This is a genomic window from Streptomyces sp. NPDC090088, assembly GCF_044747345.1.
Taxonomy (GTDB): domain Bacteria; phylum Actinomycetota; class Actinomycetes; order Streptomycetales; family Streptomycetaceae; genus Streptomyces.
Genome location: NZ_JBIVDZ010000009.1, coordinates 544,542 through 570,660, shown reverse-complemented (window position 1 = coordinate 570,660; position 26,119 = coordinate 544,542). Strand labels below are relative to the sequence as shown.

The 26,119-nt window shown below is 71.2% G+C and carries 23 protein-coding genes and 1 pseudogene; 18 read left to right on the top strand and 6 right to left on the bottom strand.

What is annotated here, in order from left to right; genetic code table 11:
• The first annotated feature begins 40 nt into the window (after nucleotides 1-40).
• Together ACIPSJ_RS39485 and der are read left to right on the top strand one after the other, a co-directional pair.
• Nucleotides 41-628 carry a lysophospholipid acyltransferase family protein gene (locus ACIPSJ_RS39485; protein WP_359209370.1) on the top strand — a complete coding sequence of 196 codons (588 nt, stop codon included), beginning with the start codon at nucleotides 41-43 and terminating at the stop codon, nucleotides 626-628.
• A gap of 76 nt (nucleotides 629-704) precedes the next feature.
• Nucleotides 705-2,189 (top strand): ribosome biogenesis GTPase Der, encoded by a 1,485-nt coding sequence (gene der / locus ACIPSJ_RS39480; RefSeq protein WP_359208806.1) that lies wholly within the window; start codon nucleotides 705-707, stop codon nucleotides 2,187-2,189.
• Nucleotides 2,190-2,242: 53 nt separating this feature from the next.
• Here der and ACIPSJ_RS39475 read toward each other — a convergent pair whose 3' ends face one another.
• The gene (locus tag ACIPSJ_RS39475) at nucleotides 2,243-2,650 is read right to left on the bottom strand and encodes a hypothetical protein (protein WP_355723857.1); all 408 of its coding nucleotides are present in this window, start codon (nucleotides 2,648-2,650) and stop codon (nucleotides 2,243-2,245) included.
• A 61-nt stretch (nucleotides 2,651-2,711) separates the two neighbouring features.
• Nucleotides 2,712-3,497, bottom strand: a complete 786-nt coding sequence (locus ACIPSJ_RS39470) for a hypothetical protein (RefSeq protein WP_359208812.1) — start codon at nucleotides 3,495-3,497, stop codon at nucleotides 2,712-2,714.
• A gap of 540 nt (nucleotides 3,498-4,037) precedes the next feature.
• Between ACIPSJ_RS39470 and ACIPSJ_RS39465 the strand changes: the two genes are divergently transcribed.
• Together ACIPSJ_RS39465 and ACIPSJ_RS39460 are read left to right on the top strand one after the other, a co-directional pair.
• A complete protein-coding gene (locus tag ACIPSJ_RS39465) occupies nucleotides 4,038-4,709 on the top strand; it encodes a transglycosylase family protein (RefSeq protein ID WP_401353069.1) in 672 nt (223 codons plus the stop codon).
• Nucleotides 4,710-5,167: 458 nt separating this feature from the next.
• On the top strand, nucleotides 5,168-5,383 hold the full coding sequence (locus ACIPSJ_RS39460; protein ID WP_359208818.1) for an I78 family peptidase inhibitor: 216 nt from the start codon (nucleotides 5,168-5,170) through the stop codon (nucleotides 5,381-5,383).
• A gap of 70 nt (nucleotides 5,384-5,453) precedes the next feature.
• On the opposite strand, the gene ACIPSJ_RS39455 is transcribed toward ACIPSJ_RS39460, so the two are convergent.
• Both ACIPSJ_RS39455 and ACIPSJ_RS39450 read right to left on the bottom strand, forming a co-directional pair.
• On the bottom strand, nucleotides 5,454-6,488 hold the full coding sequence (locus ACIPSJ_RS39455; protein WP_359208821.1) for a phosphatase PAP2 family protein: 1,035 nt from the start codon (nucleotides 6,486-6,488) through the stop codon (nucleotides 5,454-5,456).
• A gap of 238 nt (nucleotides 6,489-6,726) precedes the next feature.
• Nucleotides 6,727-8,043 carry a mannosyltransferase family protein gene (locus ACIPSJ_RS39450; protein WP_401353066.1) on the bottom strand — a complete coding sequence of 439 codons (1,317 nt, stop codon included), beginning with the start codon at nucleotides 8,041-8,043 and terminating at the stop codon, nucleotides 6,727-6,729.
• Nucleotides 8,044-8,303: 260 nt separating this feature from the next.
• Here ACIPSJ_RS39450 and ACIPSJ_RS39445 point away from each other — a divergent pair, with 260 nt between their 5' ends.
• On the top strand, nucleotides 8,304-9,911 hold the full coding sequence (locus tag ACIPSJ_RS39445; protein WP_401353064.1) for an MFS transporter: 1,608 nt from the start codon (nucleotides 8,304-8,306) through the stop codon (nucleotides 9,909-9,911).
• A gap of 472 nt (nucleotides 9,912-10,383) precedes the next feature.
• Complete coding sequence (locus ACIPSJ_RS39440) at nucleotides 10,384-11,577, top strand: acyl-CoA dehydrogenase family protein (protein ID WP_365695316.1); 1,194 nt, start codon at nucleotides 10,384-10,386, stop codon at nucleotides 11,575-11,577.
• Nucleotides 11,578-11,614: 37 nt separating this feature from the next.
• Here ACIPSJ_RS39440 and ACIPSJ_RS39435 read toward each other — a convergent pair whose 3' ends face one another.
• Nucleotides 11,615-12,055 carry a cell division protein SepF gene (locus ACIPSJ_RS39435; RefSeq protein WP_355723835.1) on the bottom strand — a complete coding sequence of 147 codons (441 nt, stop codon included), beginning with the start codon at nucleotides 12,053-12,055 and terminating at the stop codon, nucleotides 11,615-11,617.
• A 262-nt stretch (nucleotides 12,056-12,317) separates the two neighbouring features.
• On the opposite strand from ACIPSJ_RS39435, the gene ACIPSJ_RS39430 reads away from it, so the two are divergent.
• The 5 genes from ACIPSJ_RS39430 to ACIPSJ_RS39410 all read left to right on the top strand — a co-directional run bounded on the left by ACIPSJ_RS39430 (nucleotide 12,318) and on the right by ACIPSJ_RS39410 (nucleotide 17,289).
• Nucleotides 12,318-13,409: a DUF5685 family protein gene (locus tag ACIPSJ_RS39430; protein ID WP_401353062.1), complete on the top strand. Its 1,092-nt coding sequence runs from the start codon at nucleotides 12,318-12,320 to the stop codon at nucleotides 13,407-13,409.
• A 245-nt stretch (nucleotides 13,410-13,654) separates the two neighbouring features.
• Nucleotides 13,655-15,937, top strand: a complete 2,283-nt coding sequence (locus tag ACIPSJ_RS39425) for a nitrate- and nitrite sensing domain-containing protein (protein ID WP_401353060.1) — start codon at nucleotides 13,655-13,657, stop codon at nucleotides 15,935-15,937.
• Entirely contained in the window at nucleotides 15,934-16,362 is a 429-nt protein-coding gene (locus tag ACIPSJ_RS39420; RefSeq protein ID WP_355723830.1) for a roadblock/LC7 domain-containing protein, read from the top strand. Before ACIPSJ_RS39425 ends, ACIPSJ_RS39420 begins: the two co-directional genes overlap by 4 nt.
• The gene (locus tag ACIPSJ_RS39415; protein ID WP_359208835.1) at nucleotides 16,359-16,709 is read left to right on the top strand and encodes a DUF742 domain-containing protein; all 351 of its coding nucleotides are present in this window, start codon (nucleotides 16,359-16,361) and stop codon (nucleotides 16,707-16,709) included. The genes ACIPSJ_RS39420 and ACIPSJ_RS39415 overlap by 4 nt, the downstream gene beginning before the upstream one ends.
• Nucleotides 16,693-17,289, top strand: coding sequence for an ATP/GTP-binding protein (locus ACIPSJ_RS39410; RefSeq protein WP_359208838.1), 597 nt, complete (start codon nucleotides 16,693-16,695; stop codon nucleotides 17,287-17,289). Before ACIPSJ_RS39415 ends, ACIPSJ_RS39410 begins: the two co-directional genes overlap by 17 nt.
• A 117-nt stretch (nucleotides 17,290-17,406) precedes the next feature.
• On the opposite strand, the gene ACIPSJ_RS39405 is transcribed toward ACIPSJ_RS39410, so the two are convergent.
• On the bottom strand, nucleotides 17,407-18,297 hold the full coding sequence (locus ACIPSJ_RS39405; protein ID WP_401353109.1) for an ABC transporter substrate-binding protein: 891 nt from the start codon (nucleotides 18,295-18,297) through the stop codon (nucleotides 17,407-17,409).
• A 413-nt stretch (nucleotides 18,298-18,710) separates the two neighbouring features.
• Here ACIPSJ_RS39405 and ACIPSJ_RS39400 point away from each other — a divergent pair, with 413 nt between their 5' ends.
• From ACIPSJ_RS39400 to ACIPSJ_RS39370, 7 genes and pseudogenes are all read left to right on the top strand, one after another.
• A complete protein-coding gene (locus ACIPSJ_RS39400) occupies nucleotides 18,711-19,442 on the top strand; it encodes an amino acid ABC transporter permease (RefSeq protein ID WP_401353057.1) in 732 nt (243 codons plus the stop codon).
• A complete protein-coding gene (locus tag ACIPSJ_RS39395) occupies nucleotides 19,439-21,214 on the top strand; it encodes an FAD/NAD(P)-binding protein (RefSeq protein ID WP_401353055.1) in 1,776 nt (591 codons plus the stop codon). Before ACIPSJ_RS39400 ends, ACIPSJ_RS39395 begins: the two co-directional genes overlap by 4 nt.
• 19 nt (nucleotides 21,215-21,233) lie before the next feature.
• A pseudogene (locus ACIPSJ_RS39390) lies at nucleotides 21,234-21,955 on the top strand (amino acid ABC transporter ATP-binding protein).
• An 89-nt stretch (nucleotides 21,956-22,044) separates the two neighbouring features.
• Nucleotides 22,045-22,851: an FMNH2-dependent monooxygenase gene (locus tag ACIPSJ_RS39385; protein WP_401353053.1), complete on the top strand. Its 807-nt coding sequence runs from the start codon at nucleotides 22,045-22,047 to the stop codon at nucleotides 22,849-22,851.
• Between the two features lie 102 nt (nucleotides 22,852-22,953).
• Nucleotides 22,954-23,730: a DUF1684 domain-containing protein gene (locus ACIPSJ_RS39380; RefSeq protein ID WP_401353051.1), complete on the top strand. Its 777-nt coding sequence runs from the start codon at nucleotides 22,954-22,956 to the stop codon at nucleotides 23,728-23,730.
• Nucleotides 23,731-23,948: 218 nt separating this feature from the next.
• Nucleotides 23,949-24,848, top strand: a complete 900-nt coding sequence (locus ACIPSJ_RS39375) for a S1 family peptidase (protein WP_401353049.1) — start codon at nucleotides 23,949-23,951, stop codon at nucleotides 24,846-24,848.
• Between the two features lie 132 nt (nucleotides 24,849-24,980).
• Nucleotides 24,981-25,928, top strand: coding sequence for a slipin family protein (locus tag ACIPSJ_RS39370; RefSeq protein WP_401353107.1), 948 nt, complete (start codon nucleotides 24,981-24,983; stop codon nucleotides 25,926-25,928).
• The last annotated feature ends 191 nt before the right edge of the window (nucleotides 25,929-26,119 follow it).

Sequence of the window (26,119 nt, the reverse complement as noted above, 5' to 3'; positions counted from 1 at the left end):
GCGGGGCGCCGAGACCGGACGGCGGATCGGCGTCGGCCTGATGTACGGGCTGTGGAAGCCGCGTGTGCTGGGTTCCTGGAAGGTGCCCGCGCACGGCCCGGCGATCCTCGCCGTGAACCACTCCCACAACATCGACGGCCCGATGGTCATGGGCGTGGCGCCCCGGCCGACGCACTTCCTGATCAAGAAGGAGGCGTTCGTCGGGCCGCTCGACCCGTTCCTGACCCGGATCGGCCAGCTGAAGGTGGACCGCCAGACCGCCGACCGCACGGCGATCACCCGGGCGCTCGGCGTCCTGGAGGCCGGGGGAGTGCTCGGCATCTTCCCCGAGGGCAGCCGCGGCGACGGCGACTTCGCCGCCCTGCGGGCCGGCCTCGCCTACTTCGCGGTGCGCTCCGGCGCGCCGATCGTCCCGGTGGCCGTGCTGGGAAGCTCCGAGCGGCAGGGACGGTTGATAAAGGGGCTGCCCCCGCTGCGCTCCCGCGTCGACGTCGTCTTCGGCGACCCCTTCGAGGCGGGCGACGGCAGCGGCCGGCGCACCCGCAAGGCCCTGGACGAGGCCACCGAACGCATCCAGAAGCAGCTCAGCGGCCACCTGGAAAACGCCAGGCGTCTGACCGGACGCTAGGCGACACTAAGTAGTGGATCGGCCCAAATGCGGCTGATCCACCGATCACCACGATGAACGACGAGGTACGGACTTCATGAACGACCACAGCCAGCCCGGCGACTCGGCTGAGCACGAGTACGACCACGGGGCGCTCGGTGACACCGAGTACGCGGAGTTCATGGAGCTCGCCGCCGAAGAGGGCTTCGACATCGAGGACGTCGAGGGCGCCATCGAGGCGGCGGGCCACGGCCCGCTGCCCGTGCTCGCCGTCGTCGGCCGCCCGAACGTCGGCAAGTCGACCCTGGTCAACCGCATCATCGGGCGCCGCGAGGCCGTCGTCGAGGACAAGCCTGGTGTCACCCGCGACCGCGTGACCTACGAGGCCGAGTGGGCGGGCCGCCGCTTCAAGGTCGTCGACACCGGCGGCTGGGAGCAGGACGTCCTCGGCATCGACGCCTCCGTGGCCGCCCAGGCCGAGTACGCGATCGAGGCGGCCGACGCGGTCGTCTTCGTCGTCGACGCCAAGGTCGGCGCCACCGACACCGACGAGGCGGTCGTACGACTGCTGCGCAAGGCCGGCAAGCCCGTCGTGCTGGCCGCCAACAAGGTGGACGGTCCCAGCGGCGAGGCCGACGCCTCCTACCTGTGGTCCCTCGGCCTCGGCGAGCCGCACCCGGTCTCCGCCCTGCACGGCCGCGGCACCGGCGACATGCTGGACGCCGTCCTGGAGGCGCTCCCCGAGGCCCCCGAGCAGACCTTCGGCGGCCCCGGCGTCGGAGGCCCCCGCCGGATCGCCCTCATCGGCCGCCCCAACGTCGGTAAGTCCTCCCTCCTCAACAAGGTGGCGAACGAGGAGCGCGTCGTCGTCAACGAGATCGCCGGCACCACCCGCGACCCGGTCGACGAGCTGATCGAACTCGGCGGCGTCACCTGGAAGTTCGTCGACACCGCCGGTATCCGCAAGCGCGTCCACCTCCAGCAGGGCGCCGACTACTACGCCTCGCTGCGCACCGCCGCCGCCGTGGAGAAGGCCGAGGTGGCGGTCATCCTGATCGACGCCTCCGAGTCCATCTCGGTCCAGGACCAGCGGATCGTCACCATGGCCGTCGAGGCGGGCCGCGCGGTCGTCATGGCCTTCAACAAGTGGGACACCCTCGACGAGGAGCGCCGCTACTACCTGGAGCGCGAGATCGAGACCGAACTCGGCCAGGTCGCCTGGGCGCCCCGGGTGAACGTCTCCGCGCGCACCGGCCGGCACATGGAGAAGCTGGTCCCCGCCATCGAGACCGCCCTCGCCGGCTGGGAGACCCGGGTGCCCACCGGCCGCCTCAACGCCTTCCTCGGCGAGCTGGTCTCGGCCCACCCGCACCCGGTCCGGGGCGGCAAGCAGCCCCGCATCCTGTTCGGCACCCAGGCCGGCACCAAGCCGCCGCGGTTCGTCCTCTTCGCCTCCGGCTTCATCGAGGCCGGCTACCGCCGCTTCATCGAGCGCCGGCTGCGCGAGGAGTTCGGCTTCGAGGGCACCCCGATCCACATCTCCGTGCGGGTGCGCGAGAAGCGCGGCGCGAAGAAGAAGTAGGGACATGCGTGAGGGGCGGCCACCGGTCACGGTGGCCGCCCCTCACGCATGTGTCACAGACCCCGGCGCGGTCCCGGCGGAAGCGCCGCCGGGACCGCGGTCATCCCGGCGTCCTGGGACCGGCCGAGCGTCCCGATCCGCTGCCACTGCGGCGGCTGCGGCTGCTCACCGCCGTGCCGCGCGCTGAAGGCGCCCGCACTGTACGCGCTGTACGCGGTCCCTCCGTACGACCCCAGCCCGTGGGTGCCCGTGCTGAACGGGGCGTTCCCGAAGGCGACGAACCCCAGATCCTCCTCACCGCTGCGGTCTCCCGGCAGCGTACGGAAGCTCTTGACCCACTCCGCGTAGAGCGAGTCGTAGATCGGCGTGGCCGAGACCCCGCCGGTGGCCTCCTGGGCCACCCGTGCGGACGGAACGGCGGAGAAGGACGGCCGGCGGGGCGGAAGGTCGTATGCGTGCACGTATGTCCAAACGACCGGGTCGGTGAAGAGATGCGGTTCGGTGACGCCCCTTTGGCGACCCTCAGACCCCCGCAAGAGGCAGCGCCGCCGCCACCAGCTTCCCGTTCGCCGCGGCCTTGTCCAGGGCGTCCCGCAGCAGGTCCTCCCGGGGCTGCCGCCCGATCGACCCCACTGGCGCCGCGAACATCAGCACCTGCTGGTGCTTGTTGGCGGCCGCCCGCCACCCGTCGGTCACCTGCAGCGGCTGGTGCGCCTGCCACCAGGCGATCGGCTGCCCGCCGTTCGGCCCCGGCTGCAGCACCGCGTGCAGCTGACCCACCGCCAGCAGCACCGACCACCCGTGCAGCACCGGCGGCACCGAGGTCAGCTCCGTCAGCGGCATGAAGCCCTGTTCGATGAGGAGCGGCAGGAAGTCGTCGCCGACCCCGTCCGTGCCGGGCCGGACGATCGGCGAGGTCGGCTCGACGACGAGTGCGGGGTGCAACTCCCCGGCGATCAGGACGAGTCCGCTGGTCACCCCGAGCACCGCCTGCTCGGGCACGGACTTCTGCGGCCCGCCGCCGGGCGCGCTGTCGCCGTTGATGGAGCGGACCGCGCCCTGTAGCTGCTCCTCGGTGACCTGGACGACCTGCGAGGGCAGGCAGGTGGCGTGGGCGAAGGCGAGGACGGCGGTCTCGTCGCCGATGAAGAGGACGGTGCTGGTGCGCTCCTGTTCGGAGTCGCCCGGGGTGCGGCAGGACGTGCAGTCGTAGCTGCCGGGGGCGTTGTCTCCGGCGAGCAGCCGGTCGGCTTCTTCGTCGCCGATCTCGGCGCGTACCTCGTCGCTGACGTCGAGCATGCGCGGCACGGTGGCTCCCTCGGGATGCGGTACGTGAAGGCCCGGGGGGCTCCCGGTCCGTGAGCCCCCGGGGTCGCGGGCTCATGAAGAAGACAACGGGTGATCTGTGGTGGGGGTCACGCCTCGGGGGGATCGGGATCGAACCATCCACTGCACAGGGTCACTCCCTGTGCGGAATTCGGCACTCCCCGTCAACTCTTCGCAAGCCAAAGGAGTTTGACGCGGTGAAGTGAATCACAGATCCATCGAACCCATGGTCGACAAATCATGAAATCAGGGAATGTAGTGGGTGGCTGGAAATCGCCGCTACCAACGGTAACACCGAACTGGCCTGGCCGGACGGGGAGTTGGTTGATTTCGGGCGTTCCCGGTCCCTAGATTCCTCCGCCGTGTGCAACGAGCACCGCTCGGGTACGTCCGCCGGCCGAACCAGGCAGAGCACCACCGCAGTACCAGGCCGCGGCGGACGGGGCGAGCGCGAAGAACCGCGTCCATCGCGCGGGGACCGCGACCGCCTGGGGGAGCCCGGGTACGTGGAGAGGGAAATACATGTCCGAGTGTGCCGATACCACCCGTGAGACCGCCGCGAAGAACGGCTCCCGCAAGGGCCGTACGACGGCCGCCCTGGCCGGAGCGGCGCTGCTCGCCCCGCTGGGCCTGCTGGCAGCCACCGGCAACGCCGCGGCGGCGGACAACGGAGTGTGGGACCGCATCGCCCAGTGCGAGAGCGGCGGCAACTGGCACATCAACACCGGCAACGGCTACTACGGCGGACTCCAGTTCTCCGCCTCCACCTGGCGCGCGTACGGCGGCACCGCCTACGCGTCGACGGCCGACCAGGCCTCCAGGGAAGCGCAGATCGCCGTCGCCACCAAGGTTCAGCACGCCCAGGGCTGGGGCGCGTGGCCGGTCTGCTCCGCACGGGCCGGAGCGACCGGCTCGGCGCCCGAGAGCGCCTCGGCGACCACGAAGAGCGGCACGGAGTCGGCGACGAAGTCGACGACCACCAGGAAGTCGACCCCCGCGGCGAAGACGCCGCAGCGCTCGACCCCGCGCACCGGCGCCTCGGCCAAGGGCGACTACACCGTCCGCGAGGGCGACACCCTGAGCGGGATCGCCGCGCGGCACGGCACCAGCTGGCAGCGCCTCTACGCCGCCAACAAGGCCGTCATCGGCGACGACCCGAACCTGATCGTGCCTGGGCAGCGCCTCGCGCTCTGACGCGCACCCCTGCCCCGCACCAGCCCGCCCCGCCCGGTCCGACCGGGTGGGGCCCGGCGCGTTTTGGGGGCATGTACATGCTCCGCATCGGAACCGAGTGCCCCGATGTGACGCCGATTCACCCGGGCCCGTACGGGGGTTCTGTGTCCGAGTGGTGAAACTCTTATGCGGTGTCAGGTTGTGCGCGGGTCCGTGGATTCGGAATGGAATCGGCCCGCATGGGCCCCCCTGGTCCTTACTTCCGGTTCTTTCCGGCGGGCTTTTCGGAAGACCCTACCGGCATCAGGGAATTGCGCTCGAATGCGCCAGGAAGACGTACGGAACCGCTCGTACGTGTGACGGAGTTCGACCGAAACGCGTGTCGTGATTCTGTGACAGAAGCGTGACCGGAGACGGATGCGGGACTTCACCGACCGGCTCGGCTTCCGTCCCCGCCGCAAGCCGCCTAGCGTGGCCGCATGGCACCGAATCCCGCTCCGCCGACGGAGCCCCAGGACAGCCCGCAAGGGTACGTAGGCCTTCACTCGGACGACGCCGAACGGCTCGCCCGGGAGCGGGGGTGGCCGACGGTCCGCTCACTGCCGCCGGGGGCGATCATCACCATGGAGTACCGGGCGGGGCGGCTCAACTTCGAGGTACGGGACGGCGTGGTGGCGCGCGCCTGGAAGGGCTGAGCGCGCCTGGAGGGCCGATCGCGGGGCCGGTTGTGCGTACCTGGGCCCCGCGGTCGCGTCCGTGCGGTCCTCAGCCGCCCGTCAGCGGGCGGGCCGGCTGGCCGGCGGTGCCGCGCGGCTGCCGCTCCGGGTGCTGCGGGCGGCGGCTGCCGACCGGGGTCACCGGGGTGCGCTCCGAGCGGGCCGTGTGCGGGCCGGGCGCCAGATGGATCGGCGTCCGGGGGGAGCGGGTGGAGGAGACCGGCTCGCGCTCCGGCTCCGTCTGCTCGGCCGGCGCCGGACGCGGCTTGAGGACCACGGGCGGGACCGGGACGGGGGCGGGCGCGGGTACCGGCACCGCGCTGCCGCGGCGGGAGCGCCAGCGGTCGCGCAGGTCGAAGAGCGAGGTCTCGGCGCGGGCGATGAACGGCTCGCACCAGGGGAGCGCCAGCAGGATCAGCAGCCCGGCGGCCCAGCCCAGCAACACGTCGCTCAGCCAGTGCGTACCGAGGTAGACGGTGGACATGCCGACGCCGAGGGAGGTGACCGCCGAGGCGGCGGAGAGCCAGCGGCGGGCTCGCGGGGTGGAGGCCAGATACGCCAGAATTCCCCAGGTCACCACCGCGTTGGCGGTGTGGCCGCTGGGGAATATATCGCCGCCCAGACCCATCTCGTTCGAGCCGATCACGGTCGCGTAGTGCGGACCGAGGCGCCCCATGCCGAGCTTGGCGGCGCCGACCGTGATGTTGAGCAGCAGCAGCGAGGCGCCGAGCGTGAGCAGCGGGCGCAGGGTGTGCTGCCGCCAGGAGCGCCAGCCCAGCCAGGCCGCGACCATCACGGCGGTCGGGCCGCGCTGGCCGAGGACCACGTAGTAATCGACGAACCAGTGGATTCCCGACCACTGCTGGTACGGCCGGAAGAACATGACCTGCCAGTCGAGCCGGACCAGCCACGAGGTGATGACGACGGCCCACACGATCGCCAGGTAGAAGGCGAGGGTTCCGGTGAACAACACCACCCGGTGCCGGCTCATCCGCGGCACATCAATGTGAGCCGGTCGTTCCGGCTCACGGTCCAGCCTGGCGAACACCCGGTCCAGACGGGTGAGGTTTCGTTCGGTACGCACCCAATCGACGTTACAGCGAGTGAGCTCTGTTCCCGGTCGAAACAGCGGCTTTGTGATGACGATGTGATGTGGGAAACCTCTCAGGAGGCTTCCGAATTCTAAGGATTCCGTAATCCGCCGGGGGTCTGCCCTTCAATTCCTTTGATCATGCTGGGCGGCCGTTTTATGGCACTTATGAATTCGTTAACCAAAGCATGGGGTGGAATTCTCCGGCTGCTCACCGTCCCGGCGGAGATGATCATGGTGGCCCGGAGCCGTTCAGCCAGAACGCGCCATAGACCGCCGAGGCCACCGCGACACCGGCCGTGACCAGCGCCGATCGGCCGGTGCGCAGTCGGGCGAGGGCTCGGGCGAGCGGGAACAGCACCGGGAAGGCCGGCATCAGCAGCCGCGGCTTGGACCCGAAGTAGCTGGACGCGCAGAGCGCGAGGGCGAGGACGACACCCGTGTAGACCAGCAGGGGAAGCGGTTGCCGCTGCCGCAGACCCGTCACGTAGAGCCACAACAGCAGGCCGACCCCGACGATCAAACCCGCTCCGGCCAGAGCGGACGGAAATGACGTGAACTTGTCGCCCACGAAGCGCGCGAACGCATAGCCGCCGTCGAAGCCGTTGCGCCAGCCCGCCTGGACGTCCAGATAGCCGAGCGGACCCTTGCCGGTGCGATGGCCGACCCACAGCACATAGGCCGCCGCGCCGGCGGGGGCGAGGAGCATACCGAGGGCGCGTCGCCAGACGGGTGCGCCGTACGAGGCGTAAGGGGTGTAAGGGATGTGGGGGGCGCGTGTTGCGTGATGTGCGCCGGTTGGCTGTGGGGTGCGCCGGGCGCGGGCGGCGCTGGACGCCTCAGGGGCGTGCTCGCCATCGTGCGCGCCCTGCACGTCACTTGCACTCTGCTCCCGCGCGCCTCTGCTCCGATCCCGCACGAACGAGATCACCCCCGCCGTCCACACCGCCGCCACCACGGCGAGTCCCACCGGCCGGGTCAGCCCCGCCAGCGCGGCCAGCGCACCCGCGCCCACCCAGCGGCCGGTCAGCACGGCGTACAGCGACCAGGCGGCCAGCGCCGTGAACAGCGACTCGCTGTACGCCATCGACTGCACGATCCCGACGGGCAGGACGGCCCACACCAGTACCGCGCAGACCCCGACCCGCGGGCCGTACACCACGTCGGCGACCGCGAAGATCCCCCAGGCCGCGGCGAGCGAGGCGAGCAGGGCGACCGCGAGGCCCGCGTCCGCGTACGACAGGGGCGTGAGCGCGTGCAACAGGCGCTCCAGCCACGGCAGCAGCGGGAAGAAGGCCAGGTTGGAGTGGACGTCGCCGTTCGGCAGCCGCACCTCGTAGCCGTAGCCCAGTTCGGCGACCCGCGTGTACCACAGCGAGTCCCAGCGGGCCGTCAACAAGGTGTGCGCGTTCTTGCCGCGCGCCGCGCTCCACACGGCCAGCACGAACAGGCCCAGGGCGCGCACGGCGACGTACCCGAGCAGCGCCGGCGCGGCCCGGCGCGGGGCCGGGAGGGGAGGCGCCGACACGGGCGTTTCAAGATCGGTCACGGGCTCGATTATCGACCGGACGCGGAACCGGAAGCCCCGCCCGGGCGTGGTCCCGGTCGGGGCCAGTGGCGTACGCCACATGAGTTCTGCGGAGAGTGTGAGAGGTCCGCCACGTGCCCCCGGAACGAACTCGCGTACGCTGACGTGTCACTCGCGTTCGTATGCGCGGGCCGGAGACCCCGCTCCTCTCCGGCCGTACGACGGGGAGTCCCCGCCCCGCCGATCCGCCGCGCGCGAGGGACCATCTGGGAGGTACGTACATGTCCGGGACGACCACGGCTGCCGTACGCCAGCGCCGTCGGGCGCCCGAAGCCGGTGCCGGTGCCAACCGCTGGGTCGTCCTCGTCGTCCTCTGCGTCAGCCTGCTGCTGGTCGCCCTCGACGCGACCGTGCTGCATGTCGCGGTGCCCGCCGTCACCGAGGACCTCAAGCCCGGCGCCATGCAGCTGCTCTGGATCGTCGACGTCTATCCGCTGGTCTGCGCCTCGCTGCTGATCCTCTTCGGCACGCTCGGCGACCGGGTGGGCCGGCGCCGCGTCCTGCTCATCGGATACGCCCTGTTCGGCGTCGCCTCCGCGGCGGCGGCCGTCGCGCCGAGCGCCGAGGCGCTGATCCTGGCCCGGGCGCTGCTCGGTGTCGGCGGCGCGATGATCATGCCCGCGACGCTGTCGATCCTCCGGCAGGTCTTCCCCGACCGCCATGAACGGGCCGTCGCCATCGGCATCTGGAGCGCGGTGGCAGCGGTCGGCGCGGCCGTCGGCCCGCTCCTCGGCGGCTTCCTCCTCGAACACTTCTGGTGGGGCTCCGTCTTCCTGGTCAACATCCCGCTGATGCTGATCAGCCTCCCGGTGGGACGGCTGCTCCTGCCCGAGTCGCGCGGCGACCGCAACGGCCCCTGGGACGTGGTCGGCGCGCTGATGGCCGCGGCCGGTCTGTTCGGGGTCGTCTTCGCCGTGAAACGCCTGGGCGGCGGCGAGCCGGCGGGCAGCGTGCTCACGGTGGCGCCGCTGGTGCTCGGCGCGCTGCTGCTGATGCTCTTCGGCCGACGGCAACGGCGGCGGGCGTTCCCGCTGGTGGACCTGAAGATGTTCGCGCGGCCCGCGTTCAGCACGGCAGTGGGCTGCATCGTGCTGGCGATGCTCGCGCTGGTGGGCCTCGAACTGATCGCCGCGCAGTATCTGCAGCTGGTCCTCGGGCTGTCCCCGCTGCAGACGGGGCTACGACTGCTGCCGCTGACGCTAGCCGCGATGGCGGCGGGGCTGGCCGGGGCGCGGATGCTGCGGCGTTTCGGGCCGCGCCGGATGGTGTGCTTCGGCTTCTGCCTGACCGCGGTGGCGGTGCTGACGCTGACGGCGATGGGCGGGGTCGACAACGCGGGTCTGCTGCTCGTCGGCTTCGTGCTGCTCGGCTTCGGCCTGGAGACCACGCTCTTCGGGGCGTACGAGTCGATGCTGAACGAGGCGCCGGCGGAGCAGGCCGGGGGCGCGGCGGCGATCGGCGAGACGTCGTACCAGCTGGGTGCCGGGATCGGGATCGCGCTTCTCGGCAGCGTGATGAACGCGGCGTACGCGCCGGGGCTGGCCGCGGTGCCGGGGGTGCCTGCGTCGGCGTCGGCCGCGGCGGGGCATTCGCTGGGGGAGGCCTACGACGTCGCCGGGCGGCTGGGCGGGGCGGCGGGGGCGGCGTTGCGGCGGGCGGCGCGGGATTCCTTCGTGCACGGGCTGCATGTGACGTTGCTGGTGAGTGCGGGGTTGCTGTTGCTGGGGGCCGTGATGGCGCTGCGGTTGCCGCGGGTCATGCAGTGCGAGGAAGCGCCGGTCGAGGTTCCCGCTCCCCGCGAACCCACCCGCTCCCGCGTCTCCGCGTGACGCGCTGCCCGGCAGGGCGGCTCGCCGTCGGCGGCTGCACGCCAGAACCTTCCCCGCCCACGCACCGCCCGTGCGGGTGAGTGGGAGGGTGGACCGACCAGTGGGGGCGAATCGCCGTCGGCGGCTGCCGCATGCCGCTAGCCGCTAGCCGCTAGCCGTCAGCCGTCAGCCGTCAGCCGTCAGCCGTCAGCCGTCAGCCGTCAGCCGTCAGCCGTCAGCCGTCAGCCGTCAGCCGTCAGCCGTCAGCCGTTCGCCGTTCGCCGTTCGCCTTCCGCCATCGTCCTTACCCGTCCGCCTTCTGTCCTTTGCCGGCCGGCGGCTGTCGGCTGGCTCGCCTGTGCGCGCAGTTGTCGACGGTGGGTGGCCGCCACCTGAGACGTCGACCTTGTTGGTGACTCGCACGTGTGGGTGGGAGATGTGGGGGAGGGCGCGTAACCTGTTGTAACTAGCAGCGCTAGTTTTGGGAGGGTCCATGTCCGCGTCCGTGAAGTTGCCTCCGTTCGATCCCGGGGACCCGCTCGGGATCGACGATCTGCTGGAGCCGGAGGATGTCGCCGTACGGGAGACCGTGCGGAGGTGGGCGGCGGACCGGGTGCTGCCGTATGTCGCCGAGTGGTACGAGAGCGGGGAGCTGCCGGGGATCAGGGAGCTCGCGAAGGAGCTCGGGTCGATCGGGGCCCTCGGGATGTCGCTGGAGGGGTACGGGTGCGCGGGGGCGTCGGCCGTGCAGTACGGGCTGGCCTGTCTGGAGCTGGAGGCCGCGGACTCGGGTATCCGGTCGCTGGTGTCCGTGCAGGGGTCGCTGGCCATGTACGCCATCCACCGGTTCGGGAGCGAGGAGCAGAAGCAGCGGTGGCTGCCGGGCATGGCCGCCGGTGACGTCATCGGGTGCTTCGGGCTGACGGAGCCCGACCACGGCTCCGACCCGGCCTCCATGCGGACGTACGCGAAGCGCGACGCCGGCGGCGACTGGGTGCTGAACGGGCGGAAGATGTGGATCACCAACGGGTCGGTGGCGGGCGTCGCCGTCGTGTGGGCGCAGAGCGACAACGGGATCCGGGGGTTCGTCGTACCCACCGACACGCCCGGGTTCTCGGCCCCGGAGATCAAGCACAAGTGGTCGCTGCGGGCGAGTGTCACCAGTGAGCTGGTACTGGAGGATGTGCGGCTGCCCGCCGATGCCGTACTGCCGGAGGTCACCGGACTCAAGGGGCCGCTCAGCTGTCTGTCGCACGCCCGGTACGGGATCGTGTGGGGCGCCATGGGCGCCGCGCGCAGCTGCCTGGAGGCCGCCGTCGAGTACGCGAAGACGCGGGAGCAGTTCGGGCGGCCGATCGGCGGCTTCCAGCTCACCCAGGCCAAACTCGCCGACATGGCGGTCGAACTGCACAAGGGGATCCTGCTCGCCCATCACCTGGGGCGGCGGATGGATGCCGGCCGCCTGCGTCCCGAGCAGGTCAGCTTCGGCAAACTCAACAACGTACGAGAGGCGATCGAGATCTGCCGTACGGCACGGACGATTCTCGGGGCCAACGGGATCTCGCTGGAGTATCCCGTGATGCGGCACGCGACCAACCTCGAGTCGGTGCTCACCTACGAGGGCACCGTCGAGATGCACCAGCTGGTGCTGGGCAAGGCGCTCACCGGACTCGACGCGTTCCGGTGAACCCTGCGCGGGGGCAGGGCCGGTGAGCGGCCCTGCCTCAGCTCTGGTTGAAGAAGCCGTCCTCCCGGCGCGAGGCCGGCTCACCGTTGACGATCTCCGTGTTGGCGGGGGTCAGCAGGAAGACCCGGTTGGCGACCCGCTCGATGGTGCCGCGCAGGCCGAAGGTCAGCCCGGCCGCGAAGTCGACGACCCGCTTGGCGTCGGCCGGCTCCATGGCCGTGAGGTTCACGATGACCGGCACGCCCTCGCGGAACAGCTCACCGAGCGCGCGGGCGTCCCGGAAACTGTCCGGGGTGACCGTGCCGATCCGACGGCCCTTCACCTCGGCGACGTCCGAGGCCACCTTGACCCGCGGGTCGGTGACCCAGGCGTCCCCGGGCTGCTCGGTCCCTTCGGAGTAGTCGTCGTCGTAGTAGCGCTCGTCATCGTTGTCGTCGACGAGGCCAAGCCAGGCACTCGCCTTGCGTACCGATCCCATGGACGCCTCCTCTCACAGCGGTCCTTCATGCTCCGCATCTCTATGGTCGTCCATGATGCGGATGGCGCGCCAAGTGGATAGACGCCGCGCGGGGGGTTTGTGACGGTACTGGTGCAGAGCGCATACGTCGAGAGCCCAGATGTGCCAAGGGCCCTAGCTCACATGTCTGCTGACTGAGAGTGAAATATGATTGTTCCGGGCGTATGGGTGATCGGTAGTGCGTTTGAGTGAACGGCTTGGGGGGATTTCGGGCGTGTTCGGGATGGTCAGACCATGTGGTCATCGGCTGGGGGAGAGATTCAAGAGCCAGTGGATGGCGCATCTGTGCGGGCTGTGCCTCGCCCTGCGCGGTGACCACGGGCAGTTCGCGCGGCTCGTGACGAACTATGACGGGCTGCTCATATCGGTTTTGACGGAGGCTCAGGCGGCGCGGCCGCAGGACGGGCGGCGTACGGCCGGACCGTGCCCGCTGCGCGGGATGCGGACCGCCTCCGTCGCCCGGGGCGAGGGCGCGCGGCTCGCCGCCGCCGTCTCCCTGGTGCTCGCCTCGGCCAAGGTCCGCGACCATGTCGCCGACGGGGACGGGCTGCTGGCGCGCGGGCCGGTCGCGGTCGCCGCGCGCCGGGTCGCGGACGGCTGGGGGCGCGCGGGAGCCCGTGGCGGCGCGGGGGTCGGGTTCGACACCGGGATCCTCGTCGACGCAGTCGACCGGCAGCTCGGCATCGAGGCGCTCGCGGGGCCGGGGACGCCCCTGCTCGCGGTCACCGAACCGACCGAGACGGCCACCGCGGCGGCCTTCGCGCACACCGCCGTGCTGGCCGGCCGGCCGGGCAACGCCGTTCCGCTCGCCGAGGCCGGACGCCTCTTCGGCCGGCTCGCGCATCTGCTGGACGCCGTCGAGGACCGGACCGCCGACGCCGCCACGGGGGCCTGGAACCCGCTCACCGCCACCGGGACCCCCCTCACCGAGGCCCGCCGGCTCGCCGACGACGCGCTGCACGGGATCCGGCTGGCGCTGCGGGACACGGAGTTCACGGACGGCGCGCTGGCCCATCTGCTGCTCGTACACGAACTCGGGCGCTCGGTGGACCGGGCGTTCGGGGCCGTGCCGCGCTGCGCGGCCCACCTGCCCGGGCCCGAGGCCCCGGTGAAGAAGCGCGGACTCCTGGCGGGTTGCGGCATGTTCGCGCTGCTGTGCTGCAGCTGCCAGATGTGCTGCGCGGAGGAGTACGAGGGGCCCTGGTCCGGGAAGAAGCGCGAAGGCTGCTGCCGCAACTGCGACTGCGACTGCCCGTGCGACGGCTGCGACGGATGTGACGGCTGCGACTGCTGCTGTCCGTGCGACGGTTGCTGAGCGGCCTCCCCGATCGGCCGGGGCAGCCGACCGGCCGTCAACCCGGGGCCGCCCTCGTCCCCGTATACGGTGACGAGGGGAGGCGACGGGTCACCTCGGGATTCTCCGAGATCCTGTTTCCGGGACGTAAAACAAAAACATGATCGGGTGACCGCTGCCCCGTGAGGTTCGTTGGCCGGGGCGCAGAACCATTTCTGCCTCGGTTCTGCGCATCCACCGACTCGCCTCCTGATTAAGGCACCTCCGTGCAAGCAGCCACCATTCGCACCAGGCTTCTGAGGATTCTGGTCCTCGCCCTCGCGGTCCTGCTGACACTGCTGGGCGTCGCCGCCGCCGAGCAGATCTCCGCCTACCGCAACGCCTCCGCCACCGCGGACAACGCCCGCCTGGAGATCACCCTCCAGGGCCTCATCCACGAACTCCAGAAGGAACGCGGTCTCACCACCGGGTACGTCGGCGGCGTCAAGGAGTTCGGCGGCAAGCTGCCCGCACAGCGCAAGGCCACCGACGCCGCCCGCACCCTGCTGGACAAGGCGCTCCACGGACGCGACGACTCGGCCGCCGGCTCGGTGCGCGAGTCCCTCGGACGGCTCGACGGGCTCACCGGGATCCGCGCGCACGCGGACGACCACACCGGCGTGGTGAAGGACACCTTCGACTACTTCACCACCACCATCACCGTCCTCGACCGGCTCGACCTGGGCCTGAGCGACGTCCATGACGCCACCCTGCGCGACGCCTACCAGACGCTGCAGATCCTCGGCAACGCCAAGGAGTTCACCGGCGAGGAGCGGGCCATCGTGCTCGGCTCGGTGCGCGCCGGGCAGTTCAAGGACGACGACTACAGCCGCTTCATGGAGATCCGGGCCGGCCGTCTCGCCGCCCTCGACGCCTTCCCCCGCTCGGCCACCGACGCCCAGCAGCGGCGCCTGGACGCGGCCCTGAGCACCCCGGACGCGGAGCGCGCGCTCACGTACGAGAGCACGGCCGTCCAGGGCGGCGGGAAGCTCAGGTGGAACGACATCCCGCCCATGCAGTGGTGGGACGCGATGACCGCCACCATCAACGGGCTGCGGGACGTCCAGGTCTCGCTCGGCGCCGACGTCGAGAACCGGGCCGCAGGACTGGAGGGCACCGCCCAGCGCGACCTGCTCCTCTTCCTGCTGCTGGCCCTCGGCACCGTCGCCGCGCTCGGCGCGCTCGCCCTCGACTGTGTACGGTCCGTCTCCGCGCCGCTCGCCGAACTCGCCCAGCAGGCCCGGGAGGTGGCCGGGCAGCGGCTGCCCGAGGCGGTCGCCGCCGTCCAGGACGGCTCCTCGGGCGAGAGCCCGGTCCCGCCCGCCCCGCTCGCCGTCGCCGCCACCGCCGGAGCCGAGGTCAAGGAGGTCGCCGAGGCCTTCGACCGGGTGCAGCGCGCCGCCTACGACCTCGCCACCGAGCAGGCCGTGCTGCGCCGCAACGCCACCGACTCGCTGGTCAGCCTCGGCCGCCGCAACCAGAACCTGGTGCGCCGCCAGATCAGCTTCATCAACAAGCTGGAGCACGAGGACGCCGACCCCGCCACCCTCGCCAACCTCTTCGAACTGGACCACCTCGCCACCCGTATGCGCCGCAACGCCGAGAGCCTGCTCGTCCTCGCCGGGGAGTCCAGCCCCCGCCCCTGGTCCACCCCGCTGTCCATCACGGACGTCCTGCGCGCCTCCCTCGCGGAGGTCGAGGAGTACCGCCGGGTCACCCTGCGCCGGGTCGAGCCCGCCCATCTCACCGGCTCGGTCGTCGCCGAGATCGCCCACCTGCTCGCCGAGCTGATCGAGAACGCGCTGAGCTTCTCGCCGCCGGACTCCGACGTGGAGATCGAGGGCCGCCGCACCAGCGCCGGCTACCTGGTCGCCATCGTCGACCACGGCCTCGGCATGGACACCCAGGCGCTCGCCGAGGCCAACGTACGGCTCTCCGGCACCGCCAGCTTCATGGCCGAACCCACCCGGTTCCTGGGCCACTTCGTGGTCGGCGCGCTCGCCCGCAAGTGCGGGATCGAGGTACGGCTCGGCGAGGCGCCGGCCGCCGGTGTGGTCGCCCGGGTGCTGATCCCCGTCAACCTGCTCACGGAGCCGACGGCGGTGCCGAAGCAGGCCGCCGCCGCGGCCGAGCAGCCGGCCGTGCCCGCCCCGCGCAAGGGGACCGACGAGGCGCCGCTCGTCTCCGTCGCCACCGAGGGCGCCAAGCCCGCCGAGGCCGCCAGGCCGGAGCAGCAGCAGAAGAAGGGCGCCTCGGCCGCCCGGACCCGCAACGGGCTCGTCAAGCGGCCCCAGCGCAGCGCGATCGCGGACGCCGTCAGCGAGACCGACCGGCCCAGCCGCCCGGCGCCCGCCGAACGGACCCCCGACCGCAGCCCCGAGGAGGTCTCCGGAATGCTGTCCACCCTCCGCAGCGCCCACATGCGGGGCGGGATCAGCGTGGAGAAGGAGAAACGGGAGAGGGAAGCGGACCACGAGAGCGCCGCGAAGGGCGAGGGTGACGCCAAGTGACTACCGTCGACACCCCCAGCGAATCGCGGACCTTCAACTGGCTGCTCGCGAACTTCGTCAAGTCCACCGACGGGGTACGGGACGCGGTCGCCGTCTCCTCCGACGGGCTGCTCATCGCCGTCTCGGACGGGCTCGGGCGCACCGAGGCCGACCATCTCGCGGCGATCGTGTCGGGCCTGTCGTCGCTCGCGCGCAGCGCGTCCAAGCGGTACGGCTTCGACGGGGTCAAACTCATCATGATCGAGATGGGGCGCGGTTTCCTGCTGGTCTCCGCGATCCGGGACGGCAGCTGCCTCGGCGTCCTCGCCGACTCCAGCGGCGAACTCGGCCTCGTCGGCTACGAGATGGCGGTGCTCGCGGAACGGGCCGGGGACCTGCTGACGCCGGCGCTCATCGCCGATCTCCGGCAGGCGTTGCCGCGATGAGTGCGCGGGAGCCTGTCGAGTCCCCCGACGACACGTCCTTCGTCCGGCCGTTCATCATGACCGGCGGCCGGGCCGAGCCGCTCCAGGCCGATCTGCGGCTGGAGACGCTGGTGGTGGCCGTCGGGGTGCCGGACCAGTCGCTCGCGTTCGAACGGCGGCACATCGTCGCGGTGTGCGCACAGCCGACGACGGTCGCCGAGGTGGCGCACCGGGTCGGCGTTCCCCTCGGAGTCGCCAAGGTGCTGATCTCCGACCTCGTCGTCGCCGGGCAGCTCGCCTGCCGGCAACCCGCGGAGCTGCCGCTCCAGATGCTCGAAAGGATCAGGGACCATGTCCGGGCGCTCTGACAGGGTTGTGCCGCTCGCCGTGAAGATCGTGGTGAGCGGGGGGCTCGGGGTCGGCAAGACGACGTTCATCGGGGCGATCTCGGAGATCGAACCGCTGGACACGGAGGCGGCGATCACCCAGGTGTCGGTGGGCGTCGACTCGCTGGACGGCGTGGAGTCCAAGACGACGACCACGGTCGCCCTCGACTTCGGGCGGATCACGCTGGACCCGTCCATCGCGCTGTATCTCTTCGGCACACCCGGGCAGGACCGCTTCTCGTTCCTGTGGGACGACCTCGTGGAGGGGGCGCTCGGCACGGTGGTCCTCGCGGACACGCGCCGGATCGAGGACTGCTTTCCCGCCGTCGACTACTTCGAGGCGCACGGGGCGCCCTTCGTCCTCGCCGTGAACCGCTTCGATGGCGCCGAGCGGTTCGAACTGGGGGAGGTCCGGGAGGCGTTGGGGCTGGGGGCCGATGTTCCGGTGCTGGACTGCGATGCGCGGGAGCGGGGGTCGGTGCGGGATGTGCTGGGCGCGCTGATGGACCGGGTGATCGGAGTGAGGTCTGTTCCGAGGAGGAGGGCGGTGGCTGTGCGGTAGGCGCCGTGGGGGCGCGGGTTGTGCGGCGCGTGCGGGTTGTGTGTGGCTGGTCGCGCCCACGCGGCGGAGCCGCATGTCTACACGCCCCGCGCCCCTGTGGGGCGCGTTGTCCTGGCGTCAGTTTTTTAGTTCTGGGGGTGAGATCTGAGACTTGGGGATGGCTGAGGCTGTGGTGCCCCATTTTTTGAGGATCTTGGTGTAGGTGCCGTCGGCTATGAGTCTGTTGACCGCCGACTGGAAGGCGGGGGCCAGTTCGGTGCCCTTCTTGAAGGCGAAGCCGACGTCGAGGCGGTGGTACTCGTTGAGGAACTTCAGGCCCTGCTGGACGGAGGACCAGATGGCGCTCTGCTCGCCGTAGGTCTGCACGGTGTACGCCTTCTCGCCGGCGTCGGTGCAGACCTTCTTGTTGTCTTCGAGGGTCGCCTCGAAGGTGGTGCCGGCGGCGGTCGCGACGTTCAGCCCGCAGAGCTGCCTGAGATCGGTGATCTTCGACAGCTTGCTGTCCGCGCGGGTGGCGAAGCCCTGGCCGTCGTTGATGTGGGTGACGAAGTCGATGGTCTTGCGACGTTCGTCGGTCACCCCGAAGTTGGCGGCGCCGAAGTCGTACTTGCCGCTGTCCAGCGCGGGCAGGATCGCCTCGAAACTGGCCTGCTCGATCTTGAGCCTGATGCCCAGCACCTTCGCCACGGCCTTGGTGAAGTCGACGTCCTGGCCGGTCAGGGTCTTGCTGTCGGGCAGGTAGGCGGTCCCGGGCGGGGTGCCGCCGACGGTGACCGCGACGGTGAGGCCGGTCGTGCCCGAGGGCAGCAGCCGGGCCGCCGCGTCGTCCTTGCGGATCGCCGAGATCACGTCCGTGGTGGGGATCTTGTCGTTCGCGGCGGCCACCCCCTGCGCGCCGGTGCCGGAAGAGCCGCCGGAACCACAGGCGGTGAGAAGCAGCGCCGTGGCCGAGGTGAGCGCAAATAAGTGGGCAAGATTCCTATAACGGGCATGAGTGGGTGTACGTATCGTCGGGCGGTCTCCTGGGGTCAGCAGGCGAGCGGAGGGCGAGGGGAGGGGTGCGCGTGTGAAGGCGAAGGAGAAGGCGGCGCAAGGGAGAACGCGAGGAATCCCCGCCGTGGGCGGGGCGCGCAGTGGGTCAGCTCAACAGGAACAGGACCACACGCGACCGAAGTCGATGTGGGAGCGGGTGACCAGCCACTGCTGTGGATGCATGGGCCAAGTGGAACAGGTCTCCGGTTTTCCGTCAACTGACCTGAGACGCGCTGCTCACACTCTGGACACCCTTGACAGTGAGGGTGAAAGCGGCCGTAAAGTCGACGGACGGCCCTGCTGAGGGGCTCGGCCGTACGGCGCCGCGCGACGGCGCCGCTGTGTGAAGGCATCCACCGTGCTTGAGCTATCCGTCACGGAGCCTTCGCATGTCATCCGACACCCTCGCCACCTCCTCCGCCGCTCCCGGCATACCCGAGCACGCGGACACCCTCCGGATCGTCCCGCAGCGCCGTTACGGGCAGTGGGCGGCCGCCGTCGTCGTCCTCGTGCTGCTCGGGTTCGCCGTCGACTCCGTCCTCGGCAACAAGGCGTTCCAGTGGGGCGTCGTCGCCGACTACTTCACCTCGGACTCCGTGCTGCGCGGACTGTGGCTCACCCTGTGGCTGACCGCCGTCGTGATGGTCCTGGGCTTCGCGCTCGGCACCCTGCTGGCCGCGTTCCGGCTCTCCGCCAACCCCGTGCTGCGGGCGGTGAGCTGGGGGTACGTCTGGCTGTTCCGGTCGATCCCGATCCTGGTGCAGCTGCTGCTCTGGTTCAACATCGGGGCGCTGTACCCGCGGGTGCTCGGGGTGCGGACGGTCGATCTGCTGAGCCGGTGGCGGCGCTGGCGGCGGATCGTGCTGCCGCAGGCGATGCGCGCGATCGTGCCGCCGGCCGGCAACATGCTGATCGGTGCCCTCAAGGGCACCTCGATCGTCAGCGTCATCGCCGTCAACGACCTGCTGTTCTCGGTGCAGTTGGTGTACCACCAGACCTACCAGGTGATCCCGCTGCTGATGGTGGCCACCCTCTGGTACACCGTCGTCACCTCGGTGCTGGGCATCGCCCAGTACTACGTCGAGAAGCACTACGCGCGCGGCACGGGAGCGACCCGATGAGGCCCCAGCTGGTGATCGTGGGAGCCGGGCCGCGGGGGACCGGGCTCCTCGAACGCATCGCCGCCAACGCGGCCGAGCTCTACGCCGGCCAGGGCTTCGACATCCATCTGGTCGACCCGCATCCGCCGGGCGCCGGCCGCATCTGGCGGGCCGCCCAGTCGCCGTTGCTGTGGATGAACTCGCACGCCGAGGACGTCACCATGTTCACGGACGAGTCGGTGCAGATGACGGGACCGGTGCGGGAGGGGCCGACCCTGCACGAGTGGGCGGGCCTGGACGGCCGCACCTTCGCCGACCGGCAGATCCAGGGCCGCTATCTGCGCCATGTCTACGACCGTGCCCTCACCGACCTCCCGGACGGCGTCACCGTCCACCACCACCCCCGCCGTGCCGTGCGGGTGAGCGGGCCGCGCGAGGGACGCCAGCAGGTGTGGCTGGAGGGCCGCCCGCGCCCGCTCCTGGCCGACCTCGTCGTCCTCGCCCTCGGTCACCTCGACGCCGAACTCGACCCGGAGCAGGCCGGGTTGGCCGCCTACGCCGAGACGCACGGACTGGTCCACCTGCCGCCCGACTTCACCGCCGACAGCGACCTGTCCGCGCTGCGGCCCGGCGAACCGGTCCTCGTCCGGGGGTTCGGGCTCGCCTTCGTCGACCTGATGGTGCTGCTCACCGAGGGGCGGGGCGGACGCTACGACGGCGACACCTATGTGCCGTCCGGGCGGGAACCGGTGCTGTACGTCGGATCGCGGCGCGGAGTGCCGTACCACGCGAAGATCGGGTACGACTGGACCGGCGAACGCCCGCCGCTGCCCCGCTTCTTCGGACCCGGCGAGGTCGCGGAACTGCTCGCGCGCCCGGACGGCTTCGACTTCCGGCAGGACGTGTGGCCGCTGGTCGAGAAGGAGCTGGGCTTCGCCCACTACCACCGGCTGTTCACCGTCCACCCCGGGCGGACGACCGTCGCCTGGCCGGACTTCGAGGAGAAGTACGCCGCCGCCGAGGGCGAGGCCGAGCTGCGGGCGCTGGTGGCGGCCGCCGTACCGGATCCGGCCGACCGGCTCGATCTCGCCGCGCTGGACCGTCCGCTGGACGGGGTGCGGTACGGATCGCACGAGGAGTTCCAGGAGGGGCTGCGGGCCTATGTCGAAGGGGACCTGGGCCGCCGTCATGATCCCGAGTACAGCCCCGATCTGGCGGTGTTCCTCGGACTGCTCTCCGTCTACGGGCAGTTGGTGCGGCTCGGGAACATCGGGTCCTGGTGGCACGGGTTCTTCAGCTATCTCGCCTCCGGACCGCCCGGCCCCCGGCTGCGGCAGCTGCTCGCGCTGTCCCGGGCGGGGGTGCTGAGATTCGTCGGCGCCGGGATGAGCGTGGCCGCGGAGGACGGGGTGTTCCGGGCGTCCGCCGACACCGTGCCCGGGTTCGTCGTCGAGGCGCGCGCCCTGGTCGAGGCGCGGCTGCCCGAACCCACCGTCGGACGCGCCCGGGACACGCTGCTGCGCGACCTGCAGACCGACGGGGCCGCCGAGACACCCGACGGACTGCTCCGGGTGGACCCCACCGACGGGCGGATCCTCGACACGGGCGGACGGCCGCATCCCCGGCGGTTCGCGCTCGGGCCGTTCACGGACGGCCGTACCCCCGGCGCGTTCACCCGGCCGCGGACCGGAGGGCCCGCGTTCCGGCAGAACGACGCCACGGCCCGGGCGGCGCTGACCTTCCTGCACGACCTCGCGGGCCGGACCGCCGCACGGTCCGCCTCCACCCAGTGACTTGTGAGGGACACACCCCATGACCGTCATGGTCGACATCAGATCCGTACACAGGAGGTTCGGTGAGCTGGAGGTGCTCAAGGGCATCGACCTCCAGGTGCGGGCCGGTGAGGTGACCGTCGTCCTCGGCCCCTCCGGGTCCGGCAAGTCGACGCTGCTGCGCACCATCAACCATCTGGAGAAGGTGGACCAGGGGGCGGTCAGCGTGGACGGCACGCGGATCGGGTTCGTCTTCCAGAACTTCCGTCTCTTCCCGCATCTGACCGTGCTGGAGAACCTCGTCGAGGCGCCCGTCGCCGCGCTGAAGCGGCCGCGCGCCGAGGCCGTGGCGAGCGCGCGGCGGCTGCTGGAGCGGGTGGGGCTCGCCGACAGGGCCGACGCCTACCCCCGGCAGCTCTCCGGGGGCCAGCAGCTGGGGGCACCTCCCAGGCCCTTGAGGCACTGGGGGAGGGTCGCGATCGCGCGGGCGCTGGCGCTGGAGCCGAAGCTGCTGCTGTTCGACGAGCCGACGTCCGCGCTCGATCCCGAGCTGGTCGGTGAAGTCCTCGACGTCATCAGGGACCTGGCCCGGCAGGGGACCACGATGATCGTCGTCACCCATGAGATCGGGTTCGCCCGGAGGTCGCCGACACGGTCGTCTTCATGGCCGACGGACGGGTGGTGGAGACGGGACCGCCGGCGGAGGTGCTGGACGCCCCGCGGGAGGAGCGGACCCGGGCGTTCCTGTCGAAGGTGCTGTGAAGCCGGGGGTTCTGTGAAGCCGGGGGCGCGGTGAAGAGGGGAAGTTTTCGGGTGCTTTTTCGGGTGCTTTTCGGAAAGGTTGGTGTTTTATGACCGGCTCGTCCGGCCGGGGGCTGTTGCACCTGGCGGCCGCCGTGGACCAGGTCGGCGTGTTCGACACGGAGCGGTATGTCGAACTGGTGCGGCTCGCCGAGAGCGGGGGGCTGGACTTCGTGACCCTCGACGGCCGGTTCGCGCAGCCGGAGGCCGATGTGCTCGCCGTGCTGGCGCAGGTCGTCCCGGCCACCCGGCGGATCGGGCTGGTACCGCTGACGGCCGCCCCCGAGAGCGCCGTCGACGGGGTCGGCCAGGGCCGGATCGGCCGGTGGGGCGACACCGGACTCCTCCCGCCGGACCACGTGGTCCGGGTCGCCGACGCCACCGAGGGAACCGCCCGGCGGGCCGTCGCCCGGTACGCCGATGTCGCCCTGGTGCGCGCCGCGAGCTCCGCGCAGGCCGCTGCCGTACGAGAGGAACTCAAGGCGGCGGCAAAGGAGTTCGGGCGGGATCCGGAGGCGCTGCGGGTGCTGGTGAGCCTGCTGGTGGACCTGGGGGACGGGGAGCGCGCGGCCGAGCCGGGGCACGGTGGCGGCGGGCCCCGGCAGACCGTGCAGGGGCCGCTGTACCGGGGTGGTCCGGTGGACCTGGCGGAGCTGATCGCCGGCTGGCACGGTGAGGGCGCCGCCGACGGCTTCCACCTCGTCCCCGCCGAACCGCGCCGCGACCTGGAACGGCTGGTCAACGGCACCGTGGCGCTGCTCCAGCACCGCGGTCTGTTCCGCACCTTCTACCCGGGCGGCACCCTGCGCGAGCACCTCGGCCTGGCCCGGCCCGCGGGCCAGTTCGCGGCCCCCTGAAACAACCCGGGGCTCCTGGCTGTTGCGGACAGGTTGAGCCCATACGGGAGATACAAGAGACATGAGGTGAGTCATGACGAGTGATGTGGAAAGGCTGATCGTATGACCGTCGATGCGTCCGGCGACTGGAAGCGCTGGCACGAGGAGCGCGAGGCGCAGGTGTCCGCGCCCTACGGGCCGCTCGCCCTGGCCGGCACCCACTGGGTCGAGGACCATGCGGACGGCCTGCTTCCGGGTGTGCCCGGGATCTGGGCGGCCGACGGCGACGGTGTCCGCCTCACCGCGACGGCGGCCGACGGCCTGGCCGTGGACGGCGAGCCTTTCGCCGGCGAGATCCACCTCGCCGCCGACCGTGAACCTGCGGCCCGGGTCACCCTCGGCGAGCGCCGGCTGGTGGTCCTGGTCCGCGAAAACGTCTGGGGCGTACGGGACTACGACCCGGCCGCCGCGACCCGCCGCGCCTTCCGGGGCATCGGCGCCACCCCCTACGACCCGCGCTGGTCGGTGCCGGGCCGCTTCACCCCGTACGACGACCGGCAGGCCGTCCGCGTCGACACCGCGGACGGCGTGGAGCGCGCGCTGGTGCTCGCCGGGGAGCTCGCCTTCACCGTGGCCGGCCGGGAGCTGACGCTCCAGGTCGCCGAGCAGGCCGACGGCCGGCTGTGGGCGGTGTTCGCCGACCCCACCAGCGGCCACAGCAGTTACCGGTTCAGGTTCCTCTATTCGGCCGCCCCGGACGCCGACGGCTCCACCACCGTCGACCTCAACCGGGCGCAGCTGCCGCCGTGCGCCTTCGCGGACCACTTCATCTGCCCGTTCCCGCCGCCGGGGAACACGCTGGGCCTCGCGGTCGAGGCGGGGGAGCGGCTCCTGGTCTGAGGGACACGGCAGGGGCGAGATCGCACAAATTCCCCACAGTCCACACACAGTCGCACGGCTGAAAGGCGCCCTTGCGGCTACCGGTCGTCCGCCCGAATACTCCCCCTCAGCGCTTGTCAGGGGCATTGCGTGTCCGGAATCCGGGCGCCACCCCTGGCTGCGCCTCACGGGCCCCGACCCCACGCGGGCCCCCGACTTCCCCTGGGAGGGAACGACAAGTGAGGATCAAGCGCACGACCCCCCGCAGCGGTATCACGAGACGGACCCGGCTGATCGCCGTGGGCACCGGCTTCCTGGCCGCGGCCGCGTTCGCCGTCCCCACCGCGAGCGCGAGCGACACCCACACCTTCAGCACCACCGAGCTGAAGGCCGTGAACAGCTCCGTCCTGAAGGCCGACGTCCCCGGCACCGCCTGGTCCGTCGACAGCAAGACCAACCGTGTCGTCGTCACCGTCGACTCCACGGTCTCCAAGGCCGAGATCGCCAAGATCAAGCGGCAGGCGGGCACCAACTCCGGCGCGCTCACCATCAAGCACACCCCCGGCACCTTCAAGAAGCTGATCACCGGTGGTGACGCCATCTACGGCGGCGCCTACCGCTGCTCGCTCGGCTTCAACGTGCACAGCGGCAGCACGTACTACTTCCTGACCGCCGGGCACTGCGGTGAGGTGGCCTCGACCTGGTACAGCAACTCCGGCCACACCACGGTCCTGGGCACCAACGTCGGCTACAGCTTCCCGACGAACGACTTCGCGCTGGTGAAGTACACCAACACCTCGATCGCGCACCCGAGCGCGGTCGGCAGCCAGACCATCTCCAGCGCGGCCACGCCCAGCGTCGGGACCACGGTGTACCGCCGCGGTTCGACCACCGGCACCCACAGCGGCCGGGTCACCGCGCTCAACGCCACCGTCAACTACGGCAGCGGTGACATCGTCTACGGCATGATCCAGACCACGGTCTGCGCCGAGGGCGGCGACAGCGGCGGCCCGCTCTACGGCGGTTCCGTGGCCTACGGTCTGACCTCCGGCGGCAGCGGCGACTGCACCTCCGGCGGTACGACCTTCTTCCAGCCGGTCACCGAGGCGCTGAGCTACTACGGCGTGAGCGTCGGCTGACGATCCGCACGGATCCGCACCGATCGGCTCCGGGCAGCGGCCCCCGCACGCAACTCGCGTGCGGGGGCTCGCCCTTGTACGGACCGCGCGTTACCGTCGAAGGACCGTAGAAGTCACCCCTTGGGGGCCGGCATGGTCGAGGCGCTGGTGGCGGCCGGAGCCGCTCTCGTGTCCGTCGGAGCGGTCTACGCGCTGGCCGCGGCACGGGTCGTCAGACAGTACGAGCGGGGCGTGGTGTTCCGCCTGGGCCGGCTCCGGCCCGAGGTGCGCGAGCCCGGGTTCACGATGGTCATTCCGTTCGTGGACCGGCTCCAGAAGGTCAACATGCAGATCGTCACGATGCCCGTGCCCGCCCAGGAGGGCATCACCCGGGACAACGTGACCGTACGCGTAGACGCCGTCGTCTACTTCAAGGTGACCGCGCCCGCCGAGGCGATCGTCCGGGTCGAGGACTACCGGTTCGCGGTCTCCCAGATGGCCCAGACCTCGCTCAGGTCCATCATCGGCAAGAGCGAGCTGGACGACCTGCTGTCGAACCGCGAGAAACTCAACCAGGGCCTGGAGCTGATGATCGACAGCCCGGCCGTGGAGTGGGGCGTCACCATCGACCGCGTCGAGATCAAGGACGTCTCGCTGCCCGAGACCATGAAGCGGTCCATGGCCCGGCAGGCCGAGGCCGACCGGGAGCGCCGGGCCCGGGTCATCAACGCCGACGCCGAACTGCAGGCCTCCAAGAAGCTCGCGGAGGCCGCCAAGGAGATGTCCGAGCAGCCCGCCGCCCTCCAGCTCCGGCTGCTGCAGACGGTGGTGGCGGTCGCCGCCGAGAAGAACTCGACCCTGGTGCTGCCCTTCCCGGTGGAACTGCTGCGGTTCCTGGAGCGGGCGCAGCAGCAACTGCCGCCGGGGACGCCGGGGACGCCGGGGACGCCGGGGACGGCGGGGACGGCGGGGGCGTCGGGGACGGCGGGGGCGTCGGGGACGGCGGGGGCGTCGGGGGTGACGGGGACGGCGGGGACCGATGGCTCCGGTGGTCCTGGAGCGCCTGGAGCGCCTGGAGAGGCGGATTCCGGCCAGGGGTAGGCGTCACGGTCCGCCGCCTGTTACTCGCGCGTAGTGTTTGCAGTGCGAATCCTCCTGCGGTGACTGTGAACGCGGCGGGCACAGGGGGCGCACAACATCCGCGCACGCGCGTCCTGAAGTCGACCTTGTGTGCTCCCTGTGGGTCTCGGAATAGTTGGCGCCCGTCAACCAGCCTTCCGGCCCCGAAGGTC